Here is a 24,991-nt window from a genome sequence, read left to right as displayed (position 1 = left end):
GGGGAAAAGCACTTTCCCCTTTTGGTCGGTTTCGGCGCCAGCAGCTGAGCGATCACTGCTATTAAAAAACCGAAATATTCTCGATCCAGCCCTCACGGCGAGTGAGAAACCGAAATTTTCTCGGTCCGCCGACAGCACCTCACTGCATCATTTAATATTCATGGCTTCCCGCATGGTATAGAACAAATCTGTCTGGTCGGTCAGCCCGACGACATTCGCGGCGTGTGGCCCGAACGCGGCGATCCGCAACTGAGTCCCGGTGTGTCCCTGTGAATCCTCTTCGGAATTCCCGTAGCTGATGGTCATCGGCGCGCCGTCTTTGGTGGTCAGCGTTTGCGTCAGGCCGGGAGCTTTGGCATCGGTTTCGATAATCTGGCTGGAATGCGCGTGGTCGGCGGTCACAATCACCAGCGTATTGCCATCCTGACGGGCGAATTCGAGGGCTTTTTGCACCGCTTCATCCAGATCAACCGTCTCACCAAACTGACCGCACGGGTTGGCGGCGTGATCTTGCTTATCAATCGACGCCCCTTCCACTTGCAGGAAGAAACCGTTCTGATGGGTTTTCAGCAGGTCGATGGCTTTTTCGGTCATCGCGGCCAGGGTTGGGATCTCTGCGGTGCGCTGCGGATTGGCTTCGCAGGTGACGGCCGGTTTATCGATATTGCCGTGATAGGTGGCTTTCGGACCCTGCCAGCGTACCGGCATGTTGCCGTCGGCGAATAAGCCCAGCAGCGGTTTTTTCTGGTCGGCCTGCGTGATGGCGCTGAGCTGATCGGCGTTTTCCACCCAGACATAACCCTGTGCCAGTGCCTGGTCTTTCAGGGATTTACCGTTGAATTCCCCGGCTTTCGCCAGCTGACTGAAAGATTTTTTGCCGCCGCCCAGCGTGACGTCGGCGCGGGCCTGCAACAGCTGTTCAGTGATGGAACCGCGTCCGCCATTTTCCAGCGCATTGCTGGCGCACTTCTCGGCGGTTTCTACCGGTCCGTAGCATTTACGCGACGTGACATGCGCAATCTGGGCGGCTGGCGTGGCGTCCTGCAATTCGGCTGTGGAGACGTTGCCGGTCGCTTTGCCTGCGGCTTTGGCGATCTCCAGAATGGTCGGGTGATCTTTACCGTTTACGTCCACGCCAATCGCACCGTTATAGCTTTTTACGCCGGTCGTCCAGGCGGTGGCTGATGCGGCGGAATCCGTCACATAGCTGGGTTTCTGGGTTTTTTTATCCAGAGAATAATGTGTGTACTGACCGGTCAGCGGCAGGGCATCGATGCCTTTGAAATAACCGCCTGCGCCTTCGGCATAATTTCGTGCGGAGGTGATTTCTGAATCGCCCATTCCGTCACCAATCAGCAGGATCACGTTCTTCACCGTTTTGTCCGAAAGCGAGGCTTTCAGCGCTGCGGTCTGATCACCGCTCAGACGACGTGCGCCGCCCGGTTCCGTCAGTACGCCTTTCGCAGCGCGGTCTGTCAGGGTGTCCGGCTGAGCGGCAAAAGCGCTGGCGGAGGCGGAGGCGGAAACCAGCAGGGCGGCAGAGAGTGCGCGGGCAAGCAGAGAGAGAGGTTGTTGCATGGTCAATACTCCTTTTGATAAACCGTCAGAAATAAAAAAACACAAATTGTTGTATTTTGTTACCGGCAGGTTAGGTCAGAGTTATGACGTTTTAATGACAGTAAAGACATTATTGTGACAGCGTCGCATTACTCCATTTCCCCACCGTTCCGATCCCTTTCGTCGAAATTTCTCCGGTACTGGCTGGGGCTGACGGACAAATGTTTGCGGAAAATCCGTGAAAAATAGAGCTGATCTTCATAACCGACGGTTTCGGCAATTTTGGCAATCGGCTGCTGGCTGACCTGCAATAACGATTTGGCGCGGTTAATCCGCTGCTCCTCGCGCCAGCACAGGATCGTCGTATTCAGTTCTTGTCTGAACAGATGCGCCAGCCGCGAAGGCGAGAGGTAGACGCGCTGCGCCAGTTCTTCGATTTTGATGTCGCGATCCAGATGTTCGTTGAGATACTGGCAAACCTGATGAATGCGCGGGTCACGCTGATGGCTGTTATGGATTGGCAATAACTGCTGGCAGTGCAGAAGCAGTTTCTCCAGCGCGTTCATCGCCAGCGCTTCGGAAAGCGGGCTGCCGCAATCGCTGTAGGTCAGGATGGATTTAAAAAGGCTGACCACTTCATCCACTTTTTCCTGCGACGGCAGCGTGAGCTGACCGATAGCGCAGCCCGTGTCGTGCCAGTTCAGCCAGTCAAGCCAGTACCCGCGTGGGCGGAAATAGACCCAAAGATGATCCCAGCTGTCACTGTGAGTTGCCCGGCCGTAGTAATGCGGAATGCCGGGCGGGAACAGCAACAAGTCGCCCGCGTGGCACGCGCGGTGATCGTTACCGGAAGTGATATCGCCCTGGCCGGTCAGCGTCAGATTAATGATGTAACCTTTCATGCCGTTCGGGCGGTTGATGAAATAGTCCAGCGCGCTGTCGGTGGTGATGGGTGTGAAACCGGCGACCAGATAGGCCTGAAAACTGAATTTTTTCATCAGCGGTGAGTAATGCAGAAAATCAAAATTGTCCGGATTCTGATCCATCATGGCGCTGTCCTGATATTCGGTGCATCAATACTAGCCGTCACATTGATTATTACCAGTGCGACGGCAGGTGAGTTTATCCGGCGACAATCGCCACGCCCCACGGCGCAAGCACCAGCGGTTGTCCGTGCAGGGACGTGCCACTGAGCAGCTCTTCTCCCTGCTGTGCGTCTTCGACAGTCAGTTCGTTCTCTGAATAATTCAGATAATAACGGACACGCTGCCCGGCAGAGTTCACGCCACCGCGCACGATCAGCGGGAAGGGCTGCCGGCTCATTCTGGCGCTGAGCGGCAGGCCGGTGGTCAGGCGCGCCACAAGCTGTTTAATCAGTGAAATTTCCGGCAGGAAGCCGATATACATCGCTTTGCCTCGCCCGAAATCGTGTTCCGTGATGGCGGCGTATTCGCCCCAGACCGGATGGTCATAACGCGCCAGAACCTGTGCGCCCTGCGGTTTCAGCAGTTCCATCCAGATTGAAACGCGGGAGCTCTGAGCATCCAGTTCCAGCCGTTCTGAGATAAGTTGCGTGTCGTGGGGAAGCACAAACTGGTTATAGGTCACGCCGCAGCATTCATGCAAAATGCCCGGTTGCGCGCCGTGACGAACCTGGACATTTTCATCGCTGAAACCTGATTTAAAACCGATCAGCGCCCGGCCACCGCCTTCGACAAACGCGTTGATGCGCCCGAGCAGGTCGTCGCTGGCGGCGTACAGCGCCGGGACAATCAGCAGTTTGTAGCGGCCTGAATCGGCCGGAAGATCGCTGATGATGTCGGCAGAAATATTCTCTTCGTAAAGCGCGTCGTGAAACTGACGGAAAATATCGTTGTACAAATTGGTGCTGACGCCTTCGGGTTTAAACCAGTTCAGGGCGTCCATCGCTTCATTGTTGATCAAAATAGCGACATCATTTTCTATTTTTAAATCCATAAGCCGGGGTGACAGTCGGGCAAAATCGGCACCAATGGTTTTGGCCTCGGTATAGGTTGGGTTCGGCGCAAAGTCATGGCTGAGCAGGCCCTTCCAGTACGTTTCAAAGGAATTGTGAATCGAATGCCAGTGCCAGTACGAAAGCAGCGTTGCGCCGTGCGCCAGATGGCTGAAGGCCTGCAAACGAAGCTGGCCGGGGAAGGGCACCCACTGCGCGAAACCCTGCGCCTGCGTTTCCATCACATAATAATTCTGGCCATGCTTCATGCCGCGTGCGATGGCACCGCCGAAAGCGATTTCCCTACCGGTCAGTTTTTCCTGTGACGGGTGATAAATATCGACACTTGCCACGGTCATTGCCCTGGCCGCCGCGAAGTGATCGACGCGCGGTTGTACACCAAAGGAATATCCGCGCCACTCGAAATCGAAATTTTGCGTCACAAACTGGTGAGGCTTGCGGTATTCATTGACCAGCGCCGCCTGCCACGCCAGATACTGCGTGACACACTGGCGCTGAAATCGGGAGAACGCACAGCCCAGGCTGGCATTAATGGTCGCTTCAGGTGGCGGGAAATCCTGCCAGTCGTCAATTCTGTTGCTCCAGTAATTAAGACCAAACGCCTGATTCATTTCATCAATATTGGCAAACTGTTCCTGCATACTGGCCACAAATTTCTGCTTCATTTCCGGACCGCAATTATCGTAATGTTTGGTTTCGTTATCCACCTGATAACCGATAATCGCCGGATGATCTTTTACATGGCTGAGCAGAACCCGAATAATATTTTCGGCATGATGCAGGAAATCGGGATTCACAATATCCATGATCTGACGGCGGCCATATTTCTGCTGGCCTTCCGGCGTGGTGACCATAATTTCCGGGTATTTACGTGCCAGCCACGCCGGAATTGCATACGTCGGCGTGCCGATAATCACGGCGATCCCCGCCTGATGCATGGCGTCGAGCACGCGGTCGATGTGGTGGAAATTGTACTGGCCTTCTGCGGGTTCCAGCGTACTCCAGGTGGATTCGGCAATGCGCACGACATTAATACCGGCGTCGAGCATCATGGCGATATCGTTTTCCAGACGTTCAACCGGCATATATTCATCGTAATAGGCCACGCCATAATAAAGTTTATTCACGTCGAACTCCTTATTTTCAGCCGGAAACGGCATCCTGCGTTAAACGTTGTCGCACCGGTGACAGCGTAAAGAATGAAAGTAATGTAAAGCCCAGCGCAATCAGGCCAAGAATGATATAGGTGTCGCGAAAATCCAGCGTGTTATACATATGTCCGACCGTGCCGGAGAGAAATATGGCGCTGAACTGTTTTGAAAACTGGAATCCGATTAAATAAACCGTAGCGGAAATATACGCCGGGAAGTTCGCTGAGATATATTTCAAACCGGCCACCAGGAAGACCGAACTTTCGAAACCGTGCAGCATTTTAATGGCACTGATACTGACCGGACCGGTGGCATACGCCGAGCCAATAATGCGGATGCTCATGATCATCCCGCAATATAACAGGGCATTTTTCGGGCCGATTTTATTCACGAACCACGGGGCGAAGAACATGACCACGGCATCGAGGAAAATCTGTGCCGTATAGAGATACCCGAACGCCGCCGCGCCTTCGGCTTTACTGGCGAAAAACCGGCTGTAAAAGATGGCGAACTGCTGGTCGTAGGTTTCATAGACCGCGCCGACACCGACCATGTAGACCGCAAAGAACCAGAACCGGCGGGTTTTCAGCAATGCCATCACGTCTTTGCGGGTGATAATGGCTTTGCCTTCCGCCTGAACCGGGCAAGTGCTGTCGTGTTTGGGATCTGTCATATAAACCACGAACAGCAGGAAAACCCCGGCCAGGCTGGCCATCCAGAAAATATAATCCTGATTAATACCGTACAGCTCACCGGCTAAAAATGTTCCGAATGCCGCACCCAGCCCGCCAAACATGCGCGCACGACCAAACTCAAAACCGGTCATGCGGCTGACTTTATCGATATAGGCTTCGCACACGCCACAGCCCGCGCCGAAAGCAAATCCGATATAAATACCCCCCGCCAGCGCGCCGGTCATGACGTTATATTTCATCAGTGGTGCGAAAACATAAATCCAGTATGGCGCGAACACCACCATAATAATGGCCAGCATCCACATCAGGTTTTTGCGGAATTTTAATTTATCGGAAATAAACCCAAAAACCGGCTGAATACACACAGACACAATGGCGGTAAAGGAATATACCAGCCCGACATCGGTATAACTGACGCCGATAGTGTCCGTGAGCCATAAAGACAAGTAGGGGTAACAGGCTCCCCAGCAAATAAAGAAGAAGAAAAAGAACAAACAACACATCACGTAATTTCTGTTCAACCTGGCCATAAACGTTCTCCGTTATTCTCGTTATTGGCTGTCCGTCGTTGCAGGGTGCAGACAGCATGAAGAATAAAATACGCAGAGACGCGAAAAGACATGAGGGGGGATCCGCTGCCGGCATGAAAAAATCTGCTACCGGGAGGGGAAGTGTGATGCGTGTCGCAGGTAGGGAGTGGGTAGCGCCGTTACCCACGTTTCAGAGTCCGCTAAACCCGCGCCATCACCCACGGGATCGCCACAGGAAGTTGTGACAGCAGATACAACACCAGCCCGATAAATGCGCCGACCAGCGTGCCGTTGATGCGGATAAACTGTAAGTCTTTCCCGATGTTCAGTTCGATTTGCCGCGACATATCCCGCGGATCCCAGCCTTTTACCGTGTCGCTGATGTGACGCGTCAGGAATTGCGCGAAGTCCGGTGCCATTTTCCCGGCGATGGTTTCCATTTGCTGATTCAGCGAACTGCGCAGTTTCTCGTCCTGCTCCAGCGCATTTCCCAGCCACTGGCCGGATTCGGTGACTTTGGCAAACACCCGCGAATCTTCACTTTCCAGATCTTCTTTCAGCCAGTTGCGCATGTCGCCCCACAGCTGCAACACGTAAACATTCAGCTTCTCGTCATCTTTCAGATACTGCTTAATCTCTTCGGCTTTCTGCGCGGTTTCCGGGTCGTTTTGCAGCTTCCAGATAAAGTTCTGCACCGAACGGTCGAAGCCTTTGCGAAACGCGTGGGTTTTGTCGTTGCCCATATCATCGAGCACCGAATTCACCGCGTTAGAGACCAGATCGGCACCGTTGCGCCCCAGCCATCCGGTGGGCAGCAGTTTGGCGGTCAGCGGATGTTCGCGCTTCATCCAGCCGACAATTTGCGTGGAAATAAACTGCCGCGTGCTGTCTTTTGCCAGCAGGATTTCCAGCTGATCCATCGCCTGATCCAGCAGTTGCTGATGGCGGCCACCTTTGGTCAGGCTTTCCAGCAGTGTGGCAATCGACGCGGACAGGTCGATTTTATCAATGACGCGGTAAAGCGCGCGGCGGATGAGTTGTGCGATGCGTTGATCGTCGGTGACATCCAGAAAACCGCGGATCATCTTCACCGCGTATTTCGCGAAACGCTGCGCGTTGTCCGGCGCATTCAGCCAGTCCGTGACCATCCGCGCCGGATCGTGCTGACGAATCAGGTTGATGATCGTGGCGGGTGCGAGGAATTTTTCCTGCACAAACACCGCCAGATTGTCGGCAATTTTGTCTTTGTTTTTGGGAATAATGGCCGTGTGGGACGCCACAAATGGCACCGGTACGCGGCGGAAAAGCGCCACCACGGCGAACCAGTCCGCCATTGCGCCGACCATCGCGGCTTCGGATATGGCTTTCAGGCCGGAAACCCAAAAGTTAGGCGGCAGGAAAAGGGTGATGACAAACAGGGCAGCGGCAATCAGCAGCAGCCCGAGCGCGTTACGTTTACTTTGGCGAAGTTCTTGTTCTTTATTCATTAGTTCAGTTTAGGAAGCGTCAGGCGGGCTGTCAGCTTTTTTCTTGTCTGTGGCCTTTTTTTAGGAATGCCGCGGAATGCAGGCGGAACCGCACCTAAAATGAGAATTGTTCTTGATATGACAAGGTGTGTCATTACACTGCGTGCAGCATTATTCCCCTGCATTCAGAATGAGACCAATTCATGGAGTTGTTACGCGTTGTATTTAAACAATATCGCTGGCCGTTTTTAGGCGTCATGGCGCTGAGCCTGCTCAGCGCGGTACTGGGCATCGGCCTGATCGCGTTCATCAATCTAAAACTGATTGAAACCACGCAGGGTTCCCTGATGGTGTTGCCGCAGTTTCTCGGATTATTACTGCTGCTGATGGCCGTCACGCTCGGTTCTCAACTGGCGCTGACCGTGCTCGGTCACCACTTTGTCTACCGTCTGCGCGGGCAATTCATCAAACGTATTCTGGATACGGACATCGAACGCATCGAGCAAATCGGCAATGCGCAACTGCTTGCCAGCCTCGGCAGCGACATCCGCAATATCACGCTGGCTTTCGTGCGTTTACCGGAACTGGTGCAGGGGATTATTCTGACCCTCGGCTGCGCAGGTTATCTGGCCTGGCTTTCCCCGCAAATGCTGCTGGTCACCGTTGTCTGGCTGCTGATCACCATTTTTGGTGGTTTCAAACTGGTGTCTCACGTTTACCGCCATCTGGCGAAGGTGCGCGATGCCGAAGACAAGCTGCAAACGGATTACCAGAAAGTGATAGAAGGGCGTAAAGAGCTGGCGCTGAACCGTGAACGCGCGCGCCATCTGTTTGACGATGTGTACCGCAAGGACGCCGAAGAATACCGTCATCACATTATCCGCGCCGATACCTTCCACCTCAGCGCCGTGAACTGGTCGAATATCATGATGCTGGGCGCGATTGGCCTGGTTTTTTTCATGGCGAACACGCTCGGCTGGTCGGATACCAACGTCGCCGCCACATACTCCCTCACGCTGCTGTTCCTGCGCACGCCGATGTTGCAGGCGGTCGGTGCACTGCCGACGTTACTCAGCGCACAGGTGGCTTTTGGTAAGCTGAAAGCGCTGAAACTGGCCGAACACAACGAAGCGTTCACGCCTGCGGTAGCAGCGAAACACTGGCAGACGCTGGAACTGCGTGACCTGGCGTTCAGCTATGCCGGAAAAGAAGAGGGCGCAGGTTTTGGCGTCGGGCCGCTGAATCTCACGATTTCCCGTGGCGAACTGGTCTTCCTGATTGGCGGTAACGGCAGCGGGAAATCCACGATGGCGATGCTGCTCACCGGGCTGTATCAGCCGCGTTCCGGGGAAATCCTGCTGGACGGCGTGCCGGTGACGGTGGAAAACGCCGAACAGTATCGCCAGCTTTTCTCGGCGGTCTTTACCGATTTCCACCTGTTTGGCCAGCTTATCGGCCCGCAGGGCAAACAGCCGGATCCGCTGCTGGTGGAGGACTGGCTGCAACGCCTGAACATGAAAGAAAAACTCCGGTTCACCGGCAACGAAGTGACCAATCTTCAGCTTTCCGCCGGGCAGCGTAAACGCGTGGCCTTACTGCTGGCGGCAGCCGAGGGGCGCGACTTCCTGCTGCTCGACGAATGGGCGGCGGATCAGGATCCGCAATTCCGCCGGACGTTCTACCGCGAGCTGTTGCCGCAATTGCGCGATATGGGCAAAACCGTGCTGGCAATCAGCCACGATGATCACTATTTTGAACACGCCGATCGTTTGCTGGAAATGCGTCAGGGCAAACTGAAAGAACTGCACGGGCAGGCGCGCACTGACGCCAGCCGTGATGCGGTCGCACAAATCGGTCTTTAAGCGTTTTTAACAATGGGAGTGTTGATGAACGAATACGAAGTGTTGTCATGGGTGGTGCTGGGAGCGCTGTGTGGCCTGCTAATCAAAGTCTGGCGCTCTAAAGGGATCCCACGCCGCATTCCTGTGATGATTGTATTAGTGGTGTTAATTGCTGGCGGCGAGCTGTTTTACAGTATGGTCATCAGGCCGGAACTCGCCGGGAAAATTGAAGCCAATAAAATCGATCAGGCGCTGGCCGAACTGCCGCTTTACGCCACCATCAAAACGCAGGAACCGGCGCTGTACGCACAGATCCGCAGCAATATTCTCAAGCTGCGCCAGGAAGGCAAATCGCAGCAGGACGCCATTAATACGGTGAAACCGATGGTCTCCGTGTTGCTGACGCAGCGCATCAGCCATGCGCCGGACGCCAACGTCAACGAGGCGATGCAGGTGAATCTGGAAGAGATGCAAACCTTGCAGGCGCGCAAGGACGGCAGCTGCTTTAAGTTTCTGTATCCGCAGGTCGACGGTGGCGTGAACACCGCGCAGGTTCTGCCGCCGGAGCTGTTCCGCAAAGATCTCAACACCATGAATGATCTGCTTCTTGCGACCGGCAGTGGGCAGACTGAACAACCTGCTGCGGTCAGCACCGAACGCGTGATCGCCATGATGGCACCGGTGCGTGAAGCGCTGGGCAACATGTACGGTGAGCAGTTGCAGATGTTCAGCGACCTGACGAAGCCGGATGTTGATCGCGAGAAAGTCTGCGAGATTTCCATCAGTCTGTATTCCGGCATTCTTGCTCTGCAACCGGCAGACTCGGCGGCAATTTTGCGCCAGATGCTGGGCGCAAAACCCTGATTTTCCCGCCGTGCTGCGCGATTCAAAGTGCAGCACGGCGCGGCCTGACCGCAACATAAACAGACAATCCCTACTATTCTTCTTAACAGGAAAGGGTATCCTTACGCCGTTCTTCTAAAACTCTCTTGTTTCGTAAAAAAATAATGAACTCCCGGAACCTTCTTTCTATGCAAAAAATGTTTAGAGTGCCGTTTTTGTTACTGGCATTGTTGTCATGTCTGCTGTTAACGCCGGCGCTGAGTCAGGCCGATGACAGCACGGGGCAACCGGCCGCAGAACAGCCGGTCAAGGTCAATGCCGTCACGGCGCTGCCCGCGTTGCAAAAGCGTCTGGATCAGCTTAAGCAGCAGGTCTCATCGGCAAAAACCGACAAAAAATTCACCGGTCTGACCGATGCTGCGCAAGCACTGGCCGAAGACGCCGATAAACTGTCGGCAGCACTGGCACCCGATCTGGCGCAGGTACAGGCGCAGCTCGATGTGCTCGGCCCCGCGCCCGCGCCGGGCACGCTGACAGAAACGCCGCAGGTGATCAGCCAGCGCAATAAGCTCAACAACAGCAAAACCCTTCTTACGACACAGATTGAACAAACCAAAGCGATTGCCGTCGGGGCGCGAAACCTGTCTTCACAGATTTCCGGATTGCGTCGTGATGCGCTGAAAACGCAGATCGCCCTGAACACCGGCAGCATTCTGGGCGGGAATTTCTGGGCTCCGCTGTTCAATCCTAACGACGACGACGCCGCGCGCTTCGACGACTTTGGTTCGCAGGTCAGCGATGCCTGGAAGCAGGCATGGAGCCCGGAATGGCGCGTCGGCTCGGGTATTTACCTGCTGCTGGCACTGGCGCTGGGTATTTTCGGCCGCCACGTACTGGATAAACCGATGAACTGGATCCTGCCGCGCTGGTTGCCGCAGGGCCGTTTCCGCCGCAGTTTCCTGGCCTGTTTCACCACGTTGAGCACCACACTGACGCTGGGCTTCAGCGTTCAGTTGCTCGGCTATATTTTTACCCGCCTGCCGGATACGTCCGCGTGGGTCAATGAATTCGCTCAACAGCTCGGGGAGCTGACCTACTTCTCTGCCCTGATCGCCGGGCTGGGGATTGCGCTGTTATCGAATAATCATCCGTCATGGCGTTTGCCCGGTATTGCCGATCCGCTGGCAAAAACGCTGGCCTCTTTCCCGGTTCTGCTGGCGACCTTTATTTTCCTGTTCGGCATTATCGAGCAGCTGAATAATCTGGTCGGTGCCAGCGTCTCTGCCACATTATTCGGTAACGGTCTGGCGGCCCTGCTGGTGGCGCTGAACTGCCTGATTGCGCCTGTCCGCGTCAACAGAATGCGTCGCAAAATGAAAGCCGACGGCGAGCAAACCGAAGCCCGCTCCACGCTGGCCGGGCTGATTCATCTGGTGATCAGCATCACCGCCGTCGTGATCATGCTGGCGCTGCTGATTGGTTATATCCCGCTGGCCCGTTTCGTGACCTTCGAACTGCTGTGGATCGGGCTGGTGCTGAGTTGCCTGTATCTGCTGATTCACTTCGTGGTGGATTTCTTCGAAAGCCTCTTCGCGCCGGGGACGCACAGCGGAAAAATCATCAAAGGCACCCTGAGCGTCAATGACCGCCATCTGTCACTGGCGGCCACGCTGTTCTCGGCCATCGGGAAAACTGCATTGCTGCTGTTTGCTGCGGTTGCGCTGCTCAACGGCACTTTCGGCTCCACGACGCCGCTGGAATTGCTGGCGAAAATTGTCGATATCTGGGGCGGTAAAGGGCTCGAAGGGGTGAACATAATTCCGGCACACGCGGTCAATGCGGTGCTGTGTCTGGTGGTCGGCTGGTATATTTTGCGTTCTGCCCGACGCTGGCTGGATAATGATTTTCTGCCGAAAACCATGATGGATCGCGGGATGCGCGCATCCCTGGTGACACTGTTCACCAACGTCGGCTACGTGCTGATTATCCTGCTGACGCTGTCGTCGCTCGGCATTGAGTGGAACAAACTGGCGTGGATCGTGAGCGCCTTGTCGGTGGGTATCGGTTTTGGCTTGCAGGAGATTGTGAAGAACTTTATCTCCGGTCTGATCCTGCTGACCGAGCGTCCGGTGAAGGTGGGTGATTTAATCAGCATCAGCGGCGTGGAAGGGGATATCCGCCGGATTAACGTTCGTGCGACCGAAATCCAGCTCAGCGATAAATCCACGGTGATTGTGCCGAACTCCCAGCTGATTTCGCAGAACGTGCGTAACGCGACGATGGGCAACGCGCAGGGCGTGGCGACCATCGCGCTGACATTCCCGCTCGATATCGACCCGGAACAGGTCCGCAGCCTGCTGCTCGACGCCTACAACGCGCACGAACAAATCCTCGATACGCCCGCAGCGTCTGTCAGCTTTAAAGAACTGGGCCCGACCGGCATCATTCTGAGCGTGACCGGCTACGTGAACAGCCCGCGTATTGTGAGCGGGACGCGCAGTGACTTGTTGTATGAAATCCTCAAGATGTTACGGGATGCGGGGATCAGTCTGAGTCAGACGCAGACAATGGTCATTGAAAGGCCAGGGAGCGGGAGGAACGCGCAGGCCGAGGAGTCGTAAGCTTTGTTTATTGGGCTCGTCGCCCAAACTGGCTTTCAAGTTCAAGTTCAAGTTCAAGTTCAAGGTCGTGGGCGTCGGCCCACACCGACCAAAGACCCGGTAACGCGCGGGTCTCTGGACTCTGCGCTTTTTTCACTGCGCGCTGTCGCTGGCTGGCACTGTTTCAGCAACCCCGGTTAGTGCCGCAAACGCCGCCGCTGCGCGGTGCTCTCATTTCAGGTTCGAATCTGCTCGAAAACAGACTCTCGCTGTTTCTCACCGTTCATTCGACGTCGTTTTGAAAGCGGCTGGAGGCTATGTAATTCGAAAGATTAATGTTGGCTGATTTTTGCTTTGCTCCTTCCCCTCTCATGAGGGGAAGGCTGGGATGGGGTGTGGGTTTTAGCGACTCAGTTGCTTGCCAAACCCCCTCCCGGCCTCCCCCTTGGCAGGGGAGGAGCAAAGCAAAACATTTGTTATGTTAAAAAAAGCCTCCGGCCGCTTTCAGAAAGCTTGCTGAATGAGCGTTTCGAGACCGAAAGGCTCGAAGACCGAAATGAAGGCACCGCGCAGCGGCAAGTTTTCGCGGCAGTAGCTGTGGCTGCTGAAAAAGTGCCAGCGAGCGGTAGCGCGCAGTAAAAAAGACGTGGAGATTCAAAAGAGGGGCCGTCTTGCCTCTTTTTTGTCGGTTTCGGCGCAGTGAGTTAAGTGATCACAGTTATTGAAAAACCGAAATTTTCTCGGTCCTTCGAAAGCGCCTCACTGCAAGTGAGAAACCGAAATATCCCCGTTCAACCCCATAAAACGCTGGCCTCAGGACGGCAAGTCCTAAAAAATTCCCAAAAAAAAGCCCCGAAAAATTTTCGGGGCTTTCTAGATCAACAACCAGTCAATGTTAGTTGATCTGCACCGGCATACCGGAACGCATCTCAATCGCGCGCTGAACCACAGTCTGGTTTACAGCCGGAGACGATGCAACGGTGTTTGCGCTGCCGGTCAGCGAGATTGGGATCGGCTGCTGGGAATCAAACTCTTCCTGGTTGGAAGACAGCGGATTGTGGATCTCAATATAACGTTTGCCGTCCGGCTCAACGGTGGCTTTCACCGGTGCGTTGATGAACTGCACGCGGGTATCTTGCGGCACATTGTCGTACAGCCATTTGATGTCCGCATCACGCAGACGAACACAACCGTGGCTTACGCGCAGGCCGATACCGAAGTTGGCGTTAGTACCGTGAACCGCATACAGACGGCCAACGTACAGCGCGTACAGACCCATCGGGTTGTCCGGGCCGGCAGGGAAGACGGCGGGCAGGAATTCACCACGGGAGGCATATTCTTCGTGCATTTTTGCCGTCGGGGTCCAGGTCGGGCCCGCTTTTTTACGCTGAACGGTCGTCACCCAGTTCATCGGGGTGTCTTTGCCCAGCTCGCCGATGCCAATTGGCAGAACGACAACAGTATTGGTGCCTTTCGGGTAGTAATACAGACGCATTTCAGCACTGTTGATGACGATGCCTTCATGTGGCGTTTCCGGCAGGATCAACTGCTGAGGGATCGTCAGTACGGTCCCCGGCGTTGGCAGGAACGGGTCAACACCAGGATTGGCTTCGAGCATGTTGCTCAAACCCATCTGGTATTGCGCTGCAAAATGTTCCAGCGGCAAGCTGCTGCCCTGCGGAACGGTAACCGTGATGTTTTCACCGACCAGACGACCATTGTTCGCCGGAAGAGGATAGACCACAGCAAAAGACGCCTGGCTATATGCAGCAACTGCCAAAACCAGGGTAAGGATTGCGCGAATGCTCATTTTCATATTTTCGTTGGTCGTTAATGCCACACTGGCAGTTGTTGTCAGGATGTTGATTTCCCCCCGATCGGGTCGAAACCCGCCGGAGGAATAGTGTACTTGCACATAGCACTTGAATGGGACTCAGTATGTGTAACGAATCGCATTTCAGGGCCGCTAATTATAAGGATTTATTTCAAACAGGCCAAAGCTTTCTCACCTTGTTCGAAAAGTTCCCTTACGCAAACGCATTTTATGAGGGCGGCTGCACAATTCCTTCACATTTCCGCCCTTATTTACGGCAAAACGGCACCATCACTAACGCGGCGATAAACATCCACGCCATGACCTGAAAGATATCGTTGAAGGCCAGCGTCAGGGATTGTGCCGCCACTTTTGCACCGAACAGCCCTTTGGCCATCAGCAGTGCGTGCGCGGTGTCCGGCGTCAGGTGGCCGATTTTTTGCGCCAGCGATCCTATCACTTCCTGCGCATGGCCGCCGTATTGCCCCAGACTTTCACCGAAACGCGCCGCGTGGACGCGCGTCCAGTCCTGCAACCAGGTATTCACCGTCGCTATGCCGACTGCGCCGCCCAGATTGCGCATTAGGTTAAACAAGCCCGACGCATAGCGCAGTTCCGGCCCCTGAAAGGCGGTCAGCGCCATGTTCACGCTCGGCACGATGCACAACATGATGAATAAACCGCGCACCACCTGCGGCCAGAAAAATTGTTCCGCGCCCCAGTAAGGCGTGACGGCGGTCGTCAGCCATAGACTCAGCGCGAAACCGGATAACCCCACGGTGATTAATATCCGGCGATCGACCCGGTTGATTAATCTGGCGGCGATAATCGTGCTGAAAAACTGCCCGACGCCGACGACAAACACCGTCGTGCCTATCTCCAGGCTGTTGAAATCGCGGATACGGCCGAGGAAAACCGGCGTCAGGTAGGTCGAGGCGTACAGGCCAAAACCCACGACCAGATTGAATAAACAGGCGAAGGTAAACGTCGGGTCGCGGAAGGGCGTCAGGCGCACAATCGGGTTTTTGGAATAGAAAGAACGTTCGAGAAACAGGACAAACGCCACCAGCGAAAACCACGCGGAAATCTGGATTAGCGGATCGCTGAACCAGTTTTTGCGCGGGCCTTCTTCGAGCACATATTCCAGACAACCGAGCGCCACCGCCATCGAAAACAGATGCACCCAGTCGATGCGTTTAAGCATCGAATAATCGGCTTTATCGACGTGGATGAACATCACCGCGCCGGTCGCCACCAGCACGCCGGGCAAAATATTGATGAAGAAGATCCAGCGCCAGTCGAGAACCTGCGTCACCACGCCGCCGACGGTCGGGCCGAGCGTCGGTGCGAGCACACTGACCATTCCGAGGATCGCCGGAATAAGCGCCTGCTGTTTGCCCTGAAACATGGCGAATCCGGTCGCGAAAACGGTCGGCACCATCGCGCCGCCGGTAAAGCCCTGCAGCGCGCGGAAGAAGATCATCGACTCAATATTCCACGCCAGTCCACAGCCGATACTGCTGAGTGTAAACAGGGCGGCAGACGCGCTGAACAACCAGCGGGTCGAGAGCGCCTGCGCCAGAAATGCCGAGAACGGGATCATCACCAGTTCGGCGATCAGATACGAAGTTTGCACCCAGCTGATTTCGTCAGGCCCGGCGGAAAGCCCGGCCTGAACATCATTGAGGGAGGCTGCGACGATCTGGATGTCGATCAGTGCCAGAAACATGCCGAACGCCATAATGCTGAAAATCAGAAACTTGCGTGATGTCGGGTAATCCGCGGGCGAGAGCGGCGTGGGGTGATTCTGGGTGGCTGACATTTTTGTGAGATCCCGGGGCTTGTTTATATGATAGCCATCATATTAATATGATGGCTATCATGCAATGAGGCGCGAAAAAAATGAGCGAAGCAACAGCGGATGGCGGGCTTGCTGCCCCGCAGTCAAAAGTGAATAAGCGATCAAAACGGATCTGGGTGGTCAGTGCGGTTGCGCTGGCTTTGGCGTTCGGCGGGGCGGCCTGGTTGCTGGCGGCACCGTCTTCTGAATCCACCGACGATGCTTATCTGACGGCGGACGCCACCACCGTTGCGCCCAAAGTAAAAGGGTTTGTCTCAAAAGTGCTGGTCCGGCATAACCAGCAGGTTCATGTGGGCGATAAACTGGTGCTTATCGACAGCGAAGAATTTACGGCGCGTTTAGCCGCCGCGCGCGGTGATCTGGACGACGCCCGTGCGCAGGTCGCACAACAGCAGGCGGCATTGCTCAGTCAGCAGGCGCAGGAACAACTGGCGCTGACGCAAATCGATGCGGCGCGAACCGCCATCCGGTCGTCGCGAGCGGAACAGCAGCACGCTGAGGCCGAGCAGCAACGGTATCAGTCGCTGGCGGCAAGCGGCGCAACCTCCCGCAATGATGCGGATCGCTATAAAACCGTGGCGGTGACGGCGGAACAGACGTCCGCACACGCGGCTGCCATGCTGGATGTGGCACAAAATCAGGCGGCGGTGACGCACGCACAGCGGGCTGAAATAGAAGCCGCGCTGGCGCTGGCGAATGCGGCGGTGATGAAAGCGCAGGCGGCAGAAGATCTGGCGCAGCAGGATCTCAACCATACGACGATTTTCGCGGCGGTGGATGGCGTGGTCGGAAACCGTCAGGTGCAGGTCGGCGATTACGTGACGCCCGGTCAGCGGTTGATGGCGCTGGTGCCCGATGAGGGGATTTACGTCACGGCGAACTTTAAAGAAACGCAGACCGGCAGAATGCAGCCCGGTCAGAAAGCGGATGTGCAGGTTGATGCGCTGCCCGGCGTGACGTTTCACGGGGAAGTGGACAGCCTCGCGCCCGGTTCGGGCTCTACGTTTGCATTGCTGCCGTTTGAGCCGGGGACCGGCAATTTCACCAAAATTGTTCAGCGCGTGCCGGTGCGTATTCGTCTGGATCCCGGTCAGCCGCAAGCCAGTGCGCTGAGGCCGGGCTTGTCTGTCGATGCGCGCGTTTCGTTAACGGAACCGGTCAGGTAAACTGAGGCGGCAATTTATTCGATGATCAGGGTCTTACTATGCGCTACGAAAGTGAACATAAGCCGAAAATCCGCGAGCGGATTGTGAAGGAAGCGGCGAAAGCCATCCGTGCCAAAGGGCCGTTGCAGGTCAGCGTGGCGGGCGTGATGAGCAAAGCCGGGCTGACGCATGGCGGATTTTATGCACACTTTGCCTCGAAAGACGCCCTGATCGAAGCCGCCATTCAGCAGATGTTTAATCAGGTGATGCAGCGCTGGGATAAAAATAATCAGGGGCTGAACGCGTCACAGCAACTGGCGGGTTATATCGATTTTTATCTTTCGCCGTCGCATCGCGACAACCGCTCGCAGGGCTGCCCGGTATCGGCGCTGGCTTCCGAAGCGCCACGCATGACCGCGCCTTGTCAGGCCGAATTTGCGAGTGGCATTGAACGGATACGCAGCATGATTATCCGCCAGCTTGCGGAAATGGGCGCGGAAGATCCGCAATCGGCGGCGGTGTCAGTCAGTTCAGAGCTGATGGGCAGTTTATCGCTGGCGCGGTGCGAACCCGACCGGAAAGCCTCGGACGCATTGCTGCACAGTGCAAAGGAAAATCTCAAAGCGCGGCTGCATTTATTACCCGCAGAACAGAATAGAAAATAAGAAGTTCTGAAAAATCAGGGTCGCACCATCGCAGGCGCAGCAACCCAACCGGTTGTTATCTTTGCAGTTGTTATCTTTGCTGTTGTTATCTTTGAACAAGCCTCCAGCCGCTTTCAAAAATCGCGCCGCAGGAGTGGTGGAAAACCGAGCGTGTTTTTGTGAGGTTTGTAACCCGAACGAAGGGCACCGCGCAGCGGCGGGATTTTGCGGCACTAACCAGAGCCGCTGAAAAATAGCCAGCGAGCGATAGCGCGCAGTAAAAAAGACGTGGAGATTCAAAAGAGGGGCCGTCTTGCCCCTCTTTTGTCGGTTTCGGCGCAGGGAGTTATTTGATCACAGTTATTGAAAAACCGAAACTTTCTCGATCATCTCCCCGCCCTCACGGCGAGTGAAAAACCGTGCCCGTTTCGGTCTAAACGGAAATCTTCCTGACGGTTTGCCCGGTCACAGTTTCCTGCCCGTTCGGTCCGTAGAATTTTTGCGTCTGGCTGGCGTTGAGAATAGCCAAAGCCTCGGTGTTGTAGGCGATTTGTTTGCCCAGCAACATGCCGTTGTGACGATTTATCTGACTCAACTTCGTGGTCAGTTGCACCACTTCTTTCCACATCGCGGCGATTTCCGGCTGACGGGAGTAGGGGGCAGATTGTTTCAGGCGTTCGTCATGCTGACGTCGCTGTTTATCAAGATAGTCTACCGTCGCGAGCAATGAGCTCTTTTGCTCGGTGATATGCTGCAGGGCCGCTCCGTTCACGCGGCCGGAGCACAGTATCGTTTGTTCGTGATTAATCACTTGATCCAGCGCTTGCAACGTTTCAACCAAGGTAGTCATGGACTTGATAAAGTTCTTCATCGGGCCTTATTACCTTCCCACTTTTTTGTCACTAAGCCGTGTCTGCGGCTTAAAGACCTTTGAGATAATCCTGCGTGTCCTTCAACAAAGCATCGGCAATTTTGCCGGTATCCATGGTCAGTTTGCCATCACGGATAGCCTGTTTCAGTTCGTCGACACGTGCCGTGTTGATGTCCTGCGCACTTGACTGAGTCAGAGACGATTGCGCTGAGCTCAGGGTCACCGCCGTACCGCTGGTGGTGGTGCCAGAAACAGTGTCTTCTTTACGCGTATTCTGAACGGAAGCTTCAGACGGGTCGCGCTGCTGGATCGAGGTTAAAGGTGAAACACCTTGAGTACGATCGATAGCCATATAAATATTCTCCGGTAAGGGTATTCAGGGTCTTAATGTGACGCAAACCCCAAAAATGCCGTCGTGGGACGACTCTGATACGTTTGTTATCGACATGTGGCGAAATAACTTTAGCCTTAATTGCAGTTTTTTCTACAAATACGGTTGCAATTCAACCTAAATAGTCACTGTCACAGACCCATCTGAGCCTACTGTCCCGTTCACAATCACCCCTGACGGCATTCTTATCCGCACGGATTCATTTGCTGCGGCGTTATTCATCGCCTTACCGGCGCTGGAAACGTTAAAACCACTGCCGGTCGCCTGTACCTGCACGTCCTGCCCCGCATGAACCATCCACGGGCGGCGCAGCATCGACAACGTTAACGGCTGGCCGATACTGATATTGCGCAGCGTCACGCCATTAATCGCCTGCGTACTGTCAAGAATGGCTCTCGGCGGCAGCAGATCCAGACGGCCCTTTTTGGCTTCCAGATCCGTTTGCGCCAGATGCGCGCCCGCAGGCACATTTTTCGCCGCAACCCAGTAAGTTCCGCTTACCTGGACCTTGGTCTGCACATAACTTTTCTGACCGTTACAGTTCACCGCCACCGAGACATTTCCCCAGGTGCGGCTGTTGGACGAAAGCATAAATTGTGGCGATAAACACTGCGGCTGTCGAGCGGCGGGCGTTGTCACTACCACCTTCACCTGCATTCCGCTGTCGGCATATTGCTGACCGAAGAACTGCTGGAGCTGCGAGGTCAGTAGTGTATCGCTATTGGCCGACGCAGGCACGCTTTTGGCTGGTGCATTTTGCGCAAAACTGGTCCCGCCGGATGTCACACCCAGAAGAATGCAGCTTAGCGTGATGCTTAAACGTCGGAGTTTCAGCCTGTTCATACGCGATTTACCTTTGTGCCCGGTGTGTCGGCGAAAAGTCTACTGGAGACAAGTCTACCTCCACTTTGCAATTCCTAAAGGGACAAATAGCGGACGATTTTGCGCTTATTCAGACGATAGGTTGTTGACACCCGCATTTATGCTGTCGACTCCAAAATCTCACTTTGCGGAGGGCGCATGCTCGACAAATTGAACGCCGCACTACAGTTCCAACAGGAAGCGCTCAACCTGCGCGCCCAGCGGCAAGAAATTCTTTCAGCCAATATCGCCAACGCCGACACCCCGGGGTATCAGGCGCGCGATATCGATTTCGCCAGTCAGTTGCAAAAAGTGATGGAGCAGGGCCGCGCCAGTGAAAGCGGCATGTCTTTGTCACTGACGTCTGACCGCCACATTGCGGCGTCGAACGTTTCACCCGCCGACATGGATTTGATGTACCGGATCCCTGATCAACCGTCGGCAGACGGTAACACGGTCGATATGGATCGTGAACGTACCAACTTTGCGGATAACAGCGTGCGCTATCAGACCGATTTGACCGTCCTCGGCGGCCAAATCAAAGGGATGATGTCGGTGCTGCAAGGATAAAACCTATGTCGATGCTCGGTATTTTTGATATCGCCGGTTCTGCGCTTGCCGCGCAGTCTCAGCGTCTGAACGTCAGCGCCAGTAACATGGCCAACGCCGACAGTGTGACCGGCCCCGATGGTCAGCCATACAAAGCCAAACAGGTCGTGTTTCAGGTGAATGCGGCGCCGGGGCAGGAAACCGGCGGCGTGAAAGTGGCGCAGATCGTAGATGATCCGGCGCCAATGCGCATGGTGTACGAGCCCGGTAATCCGATGGCGGATGCAAAAGGCTATGTGCAGATGCCAAACGTAGATGTGGTCAGCGAAATGGTCAACACCATCTCCGCTTCCCGCAGTTATCAGGCCAACGTCGAGGTGCTCAACACCACTAAGTCGTTGATGATGAAAACCCTCACTCTGGGGCAATAGCGGAGCGACTTATGTCAATTACAACGTCGATTAATGACACCACTGATAACACGACGATCACCAGCACCGGTTCCAGCACGTCGACGACCGGCACCAGTTCGGCCGATGATTTATCCAGTAGTTTCCTGACCCTGCTGGTCGCTCAGCTGAAAAACCAGGATCCCACCAATCCGATGGACAACAGCCAGCTCACCAGCCAGCTGGCACAAATCAGCACCGTCAGCGGGATTGAGAAACTCAATACCACACTCGGCGGCATCTCCGGGCAAATCTCCAGCGGTACCTCCGTGCAGGCCAGTTCTCTGATTGGTCACGGCGTGATGGTGTCCGGCAGCGCGATCCTGGTCGGTAAAGACACTGACGGCACCGTCAGTACCACGCCGTTTGGTTTCGAGCTGGAAACCGCAGCCAGCAACGTCACCGCTTCTGTGAGTGATTCCACCGGTAAAGTCGTGAAAACCATCAGCCTGGGTTCCCAGACTGCGGGTGTTCACAGCTACACCTGGGATGGCACACAAGATGACGGCACCGCTGCGGCGGATGGCAGCTACACCTTCAGCATCAATGCCCTGAACAACAGTCAGCAAATGGTGGCAACACCGCTGAACTATGCGCTGGTCAATGGTGTAACCAAAGATTCATCCGGGAATACCGCGTTGGATCTGGGCGTGCGCGGAACCGCAACCGTCGATTCTGTACGCCAGATTTTGTAAGAGAGTCACTCAGACCGCTCCGTCCCCTGCAAAGGGGGAGGAGCTACAAACACTACACACAGTAAAATGGAGCTAACATGAGCTTTTCCCAAGCAGTCAGCGGCCTGAGCGCGGCATCGACTAACCTCGACGTGATTGGTAACAACATTGCCAACTCCGCCACAGTAGGTTTTAAAACAGCGACCGCCTCTTTTGCCGATATGTTCGCCGGTTCTCAGACCGGTATGGGTGTAAAAGTTGCCGCCGTTACGCAGAACTTCAACGACGGTACCACCACCAGCACCTCCCGCGGGCTGGATGTGGCACTGAGCGGCAACGGCTTCTTCCGCCTGACCGATACCAGTGGTGCGGTTTATTACTCACGTAATGGCCAGTTCTCTCTCGATGCAAACCGTAACCTGGTGAACATGCAGGGTCTGAGCGTCACCGGTTTCCCGGCAACGGGCACACCACCCACCATCGCCGCAGGCGCCCAGCCTGTTGCACTGAACATCCCAACGACCATGATGAGCGCGAAAGCCTCTACGGCCGGGACGATGGTGGCTAACCTGAACTCAACGGACAAAGTGCCGACTACTGCGACGTTTAGCAGCAGCGATGACACCAGCTACAACTACGTCAACAGCATTACGACCTACGACTCACAGGGTAATGCGCACGATAACAACGTCTACTTCGTGAAAACGGCTGCCAACAACTGGGATGTCTACGCGCAGGACGGCAGCGTGGCCGGTTCCGCAGCGGCAAAAATCGGGTCGATGAAATTTGATACCAGCGGCGCACTGGTCAGCACCGCTAACGCCGCCGGCGTTACCAATGCGGGCCTGGCACTGACGTTGCCGATGAACACCGCCACCAACGGCACCGTAACGCCGCAAACCGTTTCTCTCGATTTCACCGGCAGTATCCAGCAGAGCACCGGCAGCGACAGCATCGGTTCCCAGACCCAGGATGGTTATGCAGCAGGTCAGATGACCGGTTACACCATCAATGATGACGGCACGATTTCCGGGACTTACTCCAACAACAAAACCCAGTTACTGGGGCAAATTGTGCTGAGTAGCTTCTCTAACCCTGAAGGTTTGAAATCTGAAGGCGATAACGTGTGGTCAGCAACGTCTTCTTCGGGTCAGGCGGTCACCGGTATTGCGGGTCAGGGTGGCTTAGCGTCCATGACCAGCGGTGCGCTGGAATCATCGAACGTCGATCTGAGTGCGGAGCTGGTCAACATGATCGTGGCTCAGCGTAACTATCAGTCGAATGCGCAGACCATCAAAACTCAGGACTCCATCCTGAACACGCTGGTTAACCTGCGCTAACGCGCGACTTAAAAACAGGGCAGCACTATGGATCGCGCTATCTACACCGCGAGCGGCGCAGCCAGCCAGACGCTGGTTCAGCAGTCGGTCACGTCAAGTAACCTGGCTAACGCCTCCACACCGGGCTTTCGCGCGCAGCTTTTAGCCATGCGCGCCGTGCCGGTGGACGGCGAAAGCCTGCAAACGCGTACGCTGGTCACGGCGTCCACTCCGGGCGCTGACATGACGCAGGGGAAACTGAACTACACCGGCCGTCCGCTGGATGTGGCGTTACAGCAGGATGGTTTCCTGGCGGTGCAGATGCCTGATGGCACTGAAGCGTATACCCGTAACGGTGACATGCAGGTATCCCCTACCAACCAGCTGACCATTCAGGGTCATCCGGTGATGGGGGATAACGGGCCTATCGAAGTTCCGCCGCAGTCTCAGCTCACGATTTCTGCGGACGGGACGATTGCTGTTCTGGAAGCCGGCGCTGATCCCAACACCATGGGGCAGCTCGGCAAACTGAAACTGGTGAAGGCTGCGGGCAATGAAGTCACCCGCGGGGACGACGGCATGTTCCGTCCGACCGCCGCCACGGCGCAAGCCAGGGGAGCCGCATTGCAGGCCGACCCGACCATTCACGTGATGCCCGGAACCCTCGAAGGCAGTAACGCGGATCCGGTTTCGACCATGGTTGACATGATAGCCAACGCCCGCCGCTTTGAGATGCAGATGAAAGTCATCCACAGCGTCGATGAAAATGAACAGAGTGCCAACAATCTGCTGTCAATGAGCTGATGATGGCAGAGGAGTAATGACATGATCCCATCGCTATATATTGCGAAAACCGGGCTGGATGCCCAGCAGACCAACATGGACGTGATCGCCAACAACCTGGCGAACGTCAGCACCAACGGCTTTAAACGCCAGCGTGCGGTTTTTGAAGATTTGCTGTACCAGACAGTGCGTCAGCCCGGTGCGCAGTCTTCTGAACAGACGAACCTGCCTTCCGGTTTGCAAATTGGTACCGGTGTGCGTCCGGTATCGACCGAGCGCCTGTTCTCACAGGGCAACCTGTCGCAGACCAGCAACAGTAAAGACATCGCGATCAAAGGCGAAGGTTTCTTCCAGGTGCAACTGCCGGACGGCACCACCGCCTATACCCGCGACGGCTCTTTCCAGGTCGATCAGAACGGTCAGTTGGTGACCTCCAGCGGCTATCAGATCATCCCTGCCATTACCGTTCCGGCAAATGCCCTGAGCATGACCGTCGGTCGTGACGGTATCGTCAGCGTGACCGTGCAGGGCCAGACCGCCGCGCAGCAGGTTGGCCAGCTGACACTGAGCACCTTCATCAACAACAGCGGCCTGGAATCGATGGGTGAAAACCTGTACCAGGAAACGCAAAGCTCCGGTGCGCCAACAGACAGCACGCCGGGTCTGAACGGTGCGGGCCTGCTGTATCAGGGTTATGTCGAAACCTCTAACGTCAACGTGGCGGAAGAGCTGGTCAACATGATCCAGACGCAGCGTGCTTACGAAATCAACAGTAAAGCGGTGTCCACGTCGGACGAAATGCTGCAGAAACTTTCGCAGCTGTAAGTTTTTTGTGGTGGTAAGAAAAATAAGAGGGCAGGGGCAAATTTGCTTCTGCCCTGAACCGGTTCAGATCCCTACCAGGTCGATTTTTTTAAGGCGATAACTGTGGTGACCAAAAAAATAACGTCGG

At 55.3% G+C, this 24,991-nt stretch carries 22 protein-coding genes; 11 read left to right on the top strand and 11 right to left on the bottom strand.

The features are described 5' to 3' along the window. Window positions 1-147: 147 nt before the first annotated feature. The 5 genes from phoA to BV494_RS07500 form a co-directional block, all read right to left on the bottom strand. Entirely contained in the window at window positions 148-1,578 is a 1,431-nt protein-coding gene (phoA, locus tag BV494_RS07520) for an alkaline phosphatase (protein ID WP_104922302.1), read from the bottom strand. A 128-nt stretch (window positions 1,579-1,706) separates the two neighbouring features. Beyond that, window positions 1,707-2,603 (bottom strand): arabinose operon transcriptional regulator AraC, encoded by an 897-nt coding sequence (gene araC / locus BV494_RS07515; RefSeq protein ID WP_104924741.1) that lies wholly within the window; start codon window positions 2,601-2,603, stop codon window positions 1,707-1,709. 76 nt (window positions 2,604-2,679) lie between these two features. Further along, window positions 2,680-4,680 (bottom strand): beta-galactosidase, encoded by a 2,001-nt coding sequence (locus BV494_RS07510; protein WP_104924740.1) that lies wholly within the window; start codon window positions 4,678-4,680, stop codon window positions 2,680-2,682. A gap of 16 nt (window positions 4,681-4,696) precedes the next feature. After that, window positions 4,697-5,929: an oligosaccharide MFS transporter gene (locus BV494_RS07505; protein WP_104922301.1), complete on the bottom strand. Its 1,233-nt coding sequence runs from the start codon at window positions 5,927-5,929 to the stop codon at window positions 4,697-4,699. A 200-nt stretch (window positions 5,930-6,129) separates the two neighbouring features. Next, entirely contained in the window at window positions 6,130-7,416 is a 1,287-nt protein-coding gene (locus tag BV494_RS07500; RefSeq protein ID WP_104922300.1) for a DUF445 domain-containing protein, read from the bottom strand. 182 nt (window positions 7,417-7,598) lie between these two features. On the opposite strand from BV494_RS07500, the gene BV494_RS07495 reads away from it, so the two are divergent. From BV494_RS07495 to BV494_RS07485, 3 genes are all read left to right on the top strand, one after another. Continuing rightward, the gene (locus tag BV494_RS07495; protein WP_104922299.1) at window positions 7,599-9,257 is read left to right on the top strand and encodes a multidrug ABC transporter permease/ATP-binding protein; all 1,659 of its coding nucleotides are present in this window, start codon (window positions 7,599-7,601) and stop codon (window positions 9,255-9,257) included. Window positions 9,258-9,281: 24 nt separating this feature from the next. After that, window positions 9,282-10,100, top strand: a complete 819-nt coding sequence (locus tag BV494_RS07490) for a hypothetical protein (protein WP_104922298.1) — start codon at window positions 9,282-9,284, stop codon at window positions 10,098-10,100. 167 nt (window positions 10,101-10,267) lie between these two features. Beyond that, window positions 10,268-12,700, top strand: coding sequence for a DUF3772 domain-containing protein (locus BV494_RS07485; RefSeq protein WP_104922297.1), 2,433 nt, complete (start codon window positions 10,268-10,270; stop codon window positions 12,698-12,700). Window positions 12,701-13,574: 874 nt separating this feature from the next. Here the strand turns inward: BV494_RS07485 and BV494_RS07475 are convergent. Both BV494_RS07475 and BV494_RS07470 read right to left on the bottom strand, forming a co-directional pair. Then, complete coding sequence (locus tag BV494_RS07475) at window positions 13,575-14,495, bottom strand: L,D-transpeptidase family protein (RefSeq protein WP_104922295.1); 921 nt, start codon at window positions 14,493-14,495, stop codon at window positions 13,575-13,577. Between the two features lie 265 nt (window positions 14,496-14,760). Next, the gene (locus tag BV494_RS07470; RefSeq protein ID WP_104922294.1) at window positions 14,761-16,314 is read right to left on the bottom strand and encodes a DHA2 family efflux MFS transporter permease subunit; all 1,554 of its coding nucleotides are present in this window, start codon (window positions 16,312-16,314) and stop codon (window positions 14,761-14,763) included. Window positions 16,315-16,394: 80 nt separating this feature from the next. Between BV494_RS07470 and BV494_RS07465 the strand changes: the two genes are divergently transcribed. Further along, on the top strand, window positions 16,395-17,519 hold the full coding sequence (locus BV494_RS07465; RefSeq protein ID WP_104922293.1) for an HlyD family secretion protein: 1,125 nt from the start codon (window positions 16,395-16,397) through the stop codon (window positions 17,517-17,519). A 38-nt stretch (window positions 17,520-17,557) separates the two neighbouring features. Further along, entirely contained in the window at window positions 17,558-18,163 is a 606-nt protein-coding gene (locus BV494_RS07460; RefSeq protein ID WP_104922292.1) for a TetR/AcrR family transcriptional regulator, read from the top strand. On the opposite strand, the gene BV494_RS25790 is transcribed toward BV494_RS07460, so the two are convergent. From BV494_RS25790 to flgA, 4 genes are all read right to left on the bottom strand, one after another. Then, on the bottom strand, window positions 18,137-18,442 hold the full coding sequence (locus BV494_RS25790; protein ID WP_192938097.1) for a hypothetical protein: 306 nt from the start codon (window positions 18,440-18,442) through the stop codon (window positions 18,137-18,139). The genes BV494_RS07460 and BV494_RS25790 overlap by 27 nt on opposite strands. Before the next feature lie 133 nt (window positions 18,443-18,575). Continuing rightward, window positions 18,576-19,013, bottom strand: coding sequence for a flagella synthesis protein FlgN (locus tag BV494_RS07455; RefSeq protein WP_104922291.1), 438 nt, complete (start codon window positions 19,011-19,013; stop codon window positions 18,576-18,578). A 49-nt stretch (window positions 19,014-19,062) separates the two neighbouring features. Then, complete coding sequence (gene flgM / locus BV494_RS07450; RefSeq protein WP_104922290.1) at window positions 19,063-19,365, bottom strand: flagellar biosynthesis anti-sigma factor FlgM; 303 nt, start codon at window positions 19,363-19,365, stop codon at window positions 19,063-19,065. A 156-nt stretch (window positions 19,366-19,521) separates the two neighbouring features. Then, entirely contained in the window at window positions 19,522-20,247 is a 726-nt protein-coding gene (gene flgA / locus BV494_RS07445; RefSeq protein ID WP_104922289.1) for a flagellar basal body P-ring formation chaperone FlgA, read from the bottom strand. Window positions 20,248-20,424: 177 nt separating this feature from the next. Between flgA and flgB the strand changes: the two genes are divergently transcribed. From flgB to flgG, 6 genes are all read left to right on the top strand, one after another. Continuing rightward, window positions 20,425-20,835: a flagellar basal body rod protein FlgB gene (flgB, locus tag BV494_RS07440; protein WP_104922288.1), complete on the top strand. Its 411-nt coding sequence runs from the start codon at window positions 20,425-20,427 to the stop codon at window positions 20,833-20,835. Window positions 20,836-20,840: 5 nt separating this feature from the next. After that, a complete protein-coding gene (flgC, locus tag BV494_RS07435) occupies window positions 20,841-21,245 on the top strand; it encodes a flagellar basal body rod protein FlgC (RefSeq protein ID WP_104922287.1) in 405 nt (134 codons plus the stop codon). 11 nt (window positions 21,246-21,256) lie between these two features. After that, window positions 21,257-21,958: a flagellar hook assembly protein FlgD gene (flgD, locus tag BV494_RS07430; protein ID WP_104922286.1), complete on the top strand. Its 702-nt coding sequence runs from the start codon at window positions 21,257-21,259 to the stop codon at window positions 21,956-21,958. Between the two features lie 77 nt (window positions 21,959-22,035). After that, complete coding sequence (gene flgE / locus BV494_RS07425) at window positions 22,036-23,277, top strand: flagellar hook protein FlgE (protein WP_104922285.1); 1,242 nt, start codon at window positions 22,036-22,038, stop codon at window positions 23,275-23,277. 27 nt (window positions 23,278-23,304) lie between these two features. Next, the gene (locus BV494_RS07420) at window positions 23,305-24,060 is read left to right on the top strand and encodes a flagellar basal body rod protein FlgF (RefSeq protein ID WP_104922284.1); all 756 of its coding nucleotides are present in this window, start codon (window positions 23,305-23,307) and stop codon (window positions 24,058-24,060) included. A gap of 21 nt (window positions 24,061-24,081) precedes the next feature. Further along, window positions 24,082-24,864, top strand: a complete 783-nt coding sequence (gene flgG, locus BV494_RS07415; protein WP_104922283.1) for a flagellar basal-body rod protein FlgG — start codon at window positions 24,082-24,084, stop codon at window positions 24,862-24,864. Window positions 24,865-24,991: the final 127 nt, after the last annotated feature.

Source organism: Rahnella sikkimica (genome assembly GCF_002951615.1).
GTDB lineage: Bacteria > Pseudomonadota > Gammaproteobacteria > Enterobacterales > Enterobacteriaceae > Rahnella > Rahnella sikkimica.
The sequence above is the reverse complement of the archived record's forward strand: the minus strand, read 5'-3'. Positions and strand labels throughout refer to the sequence as shown.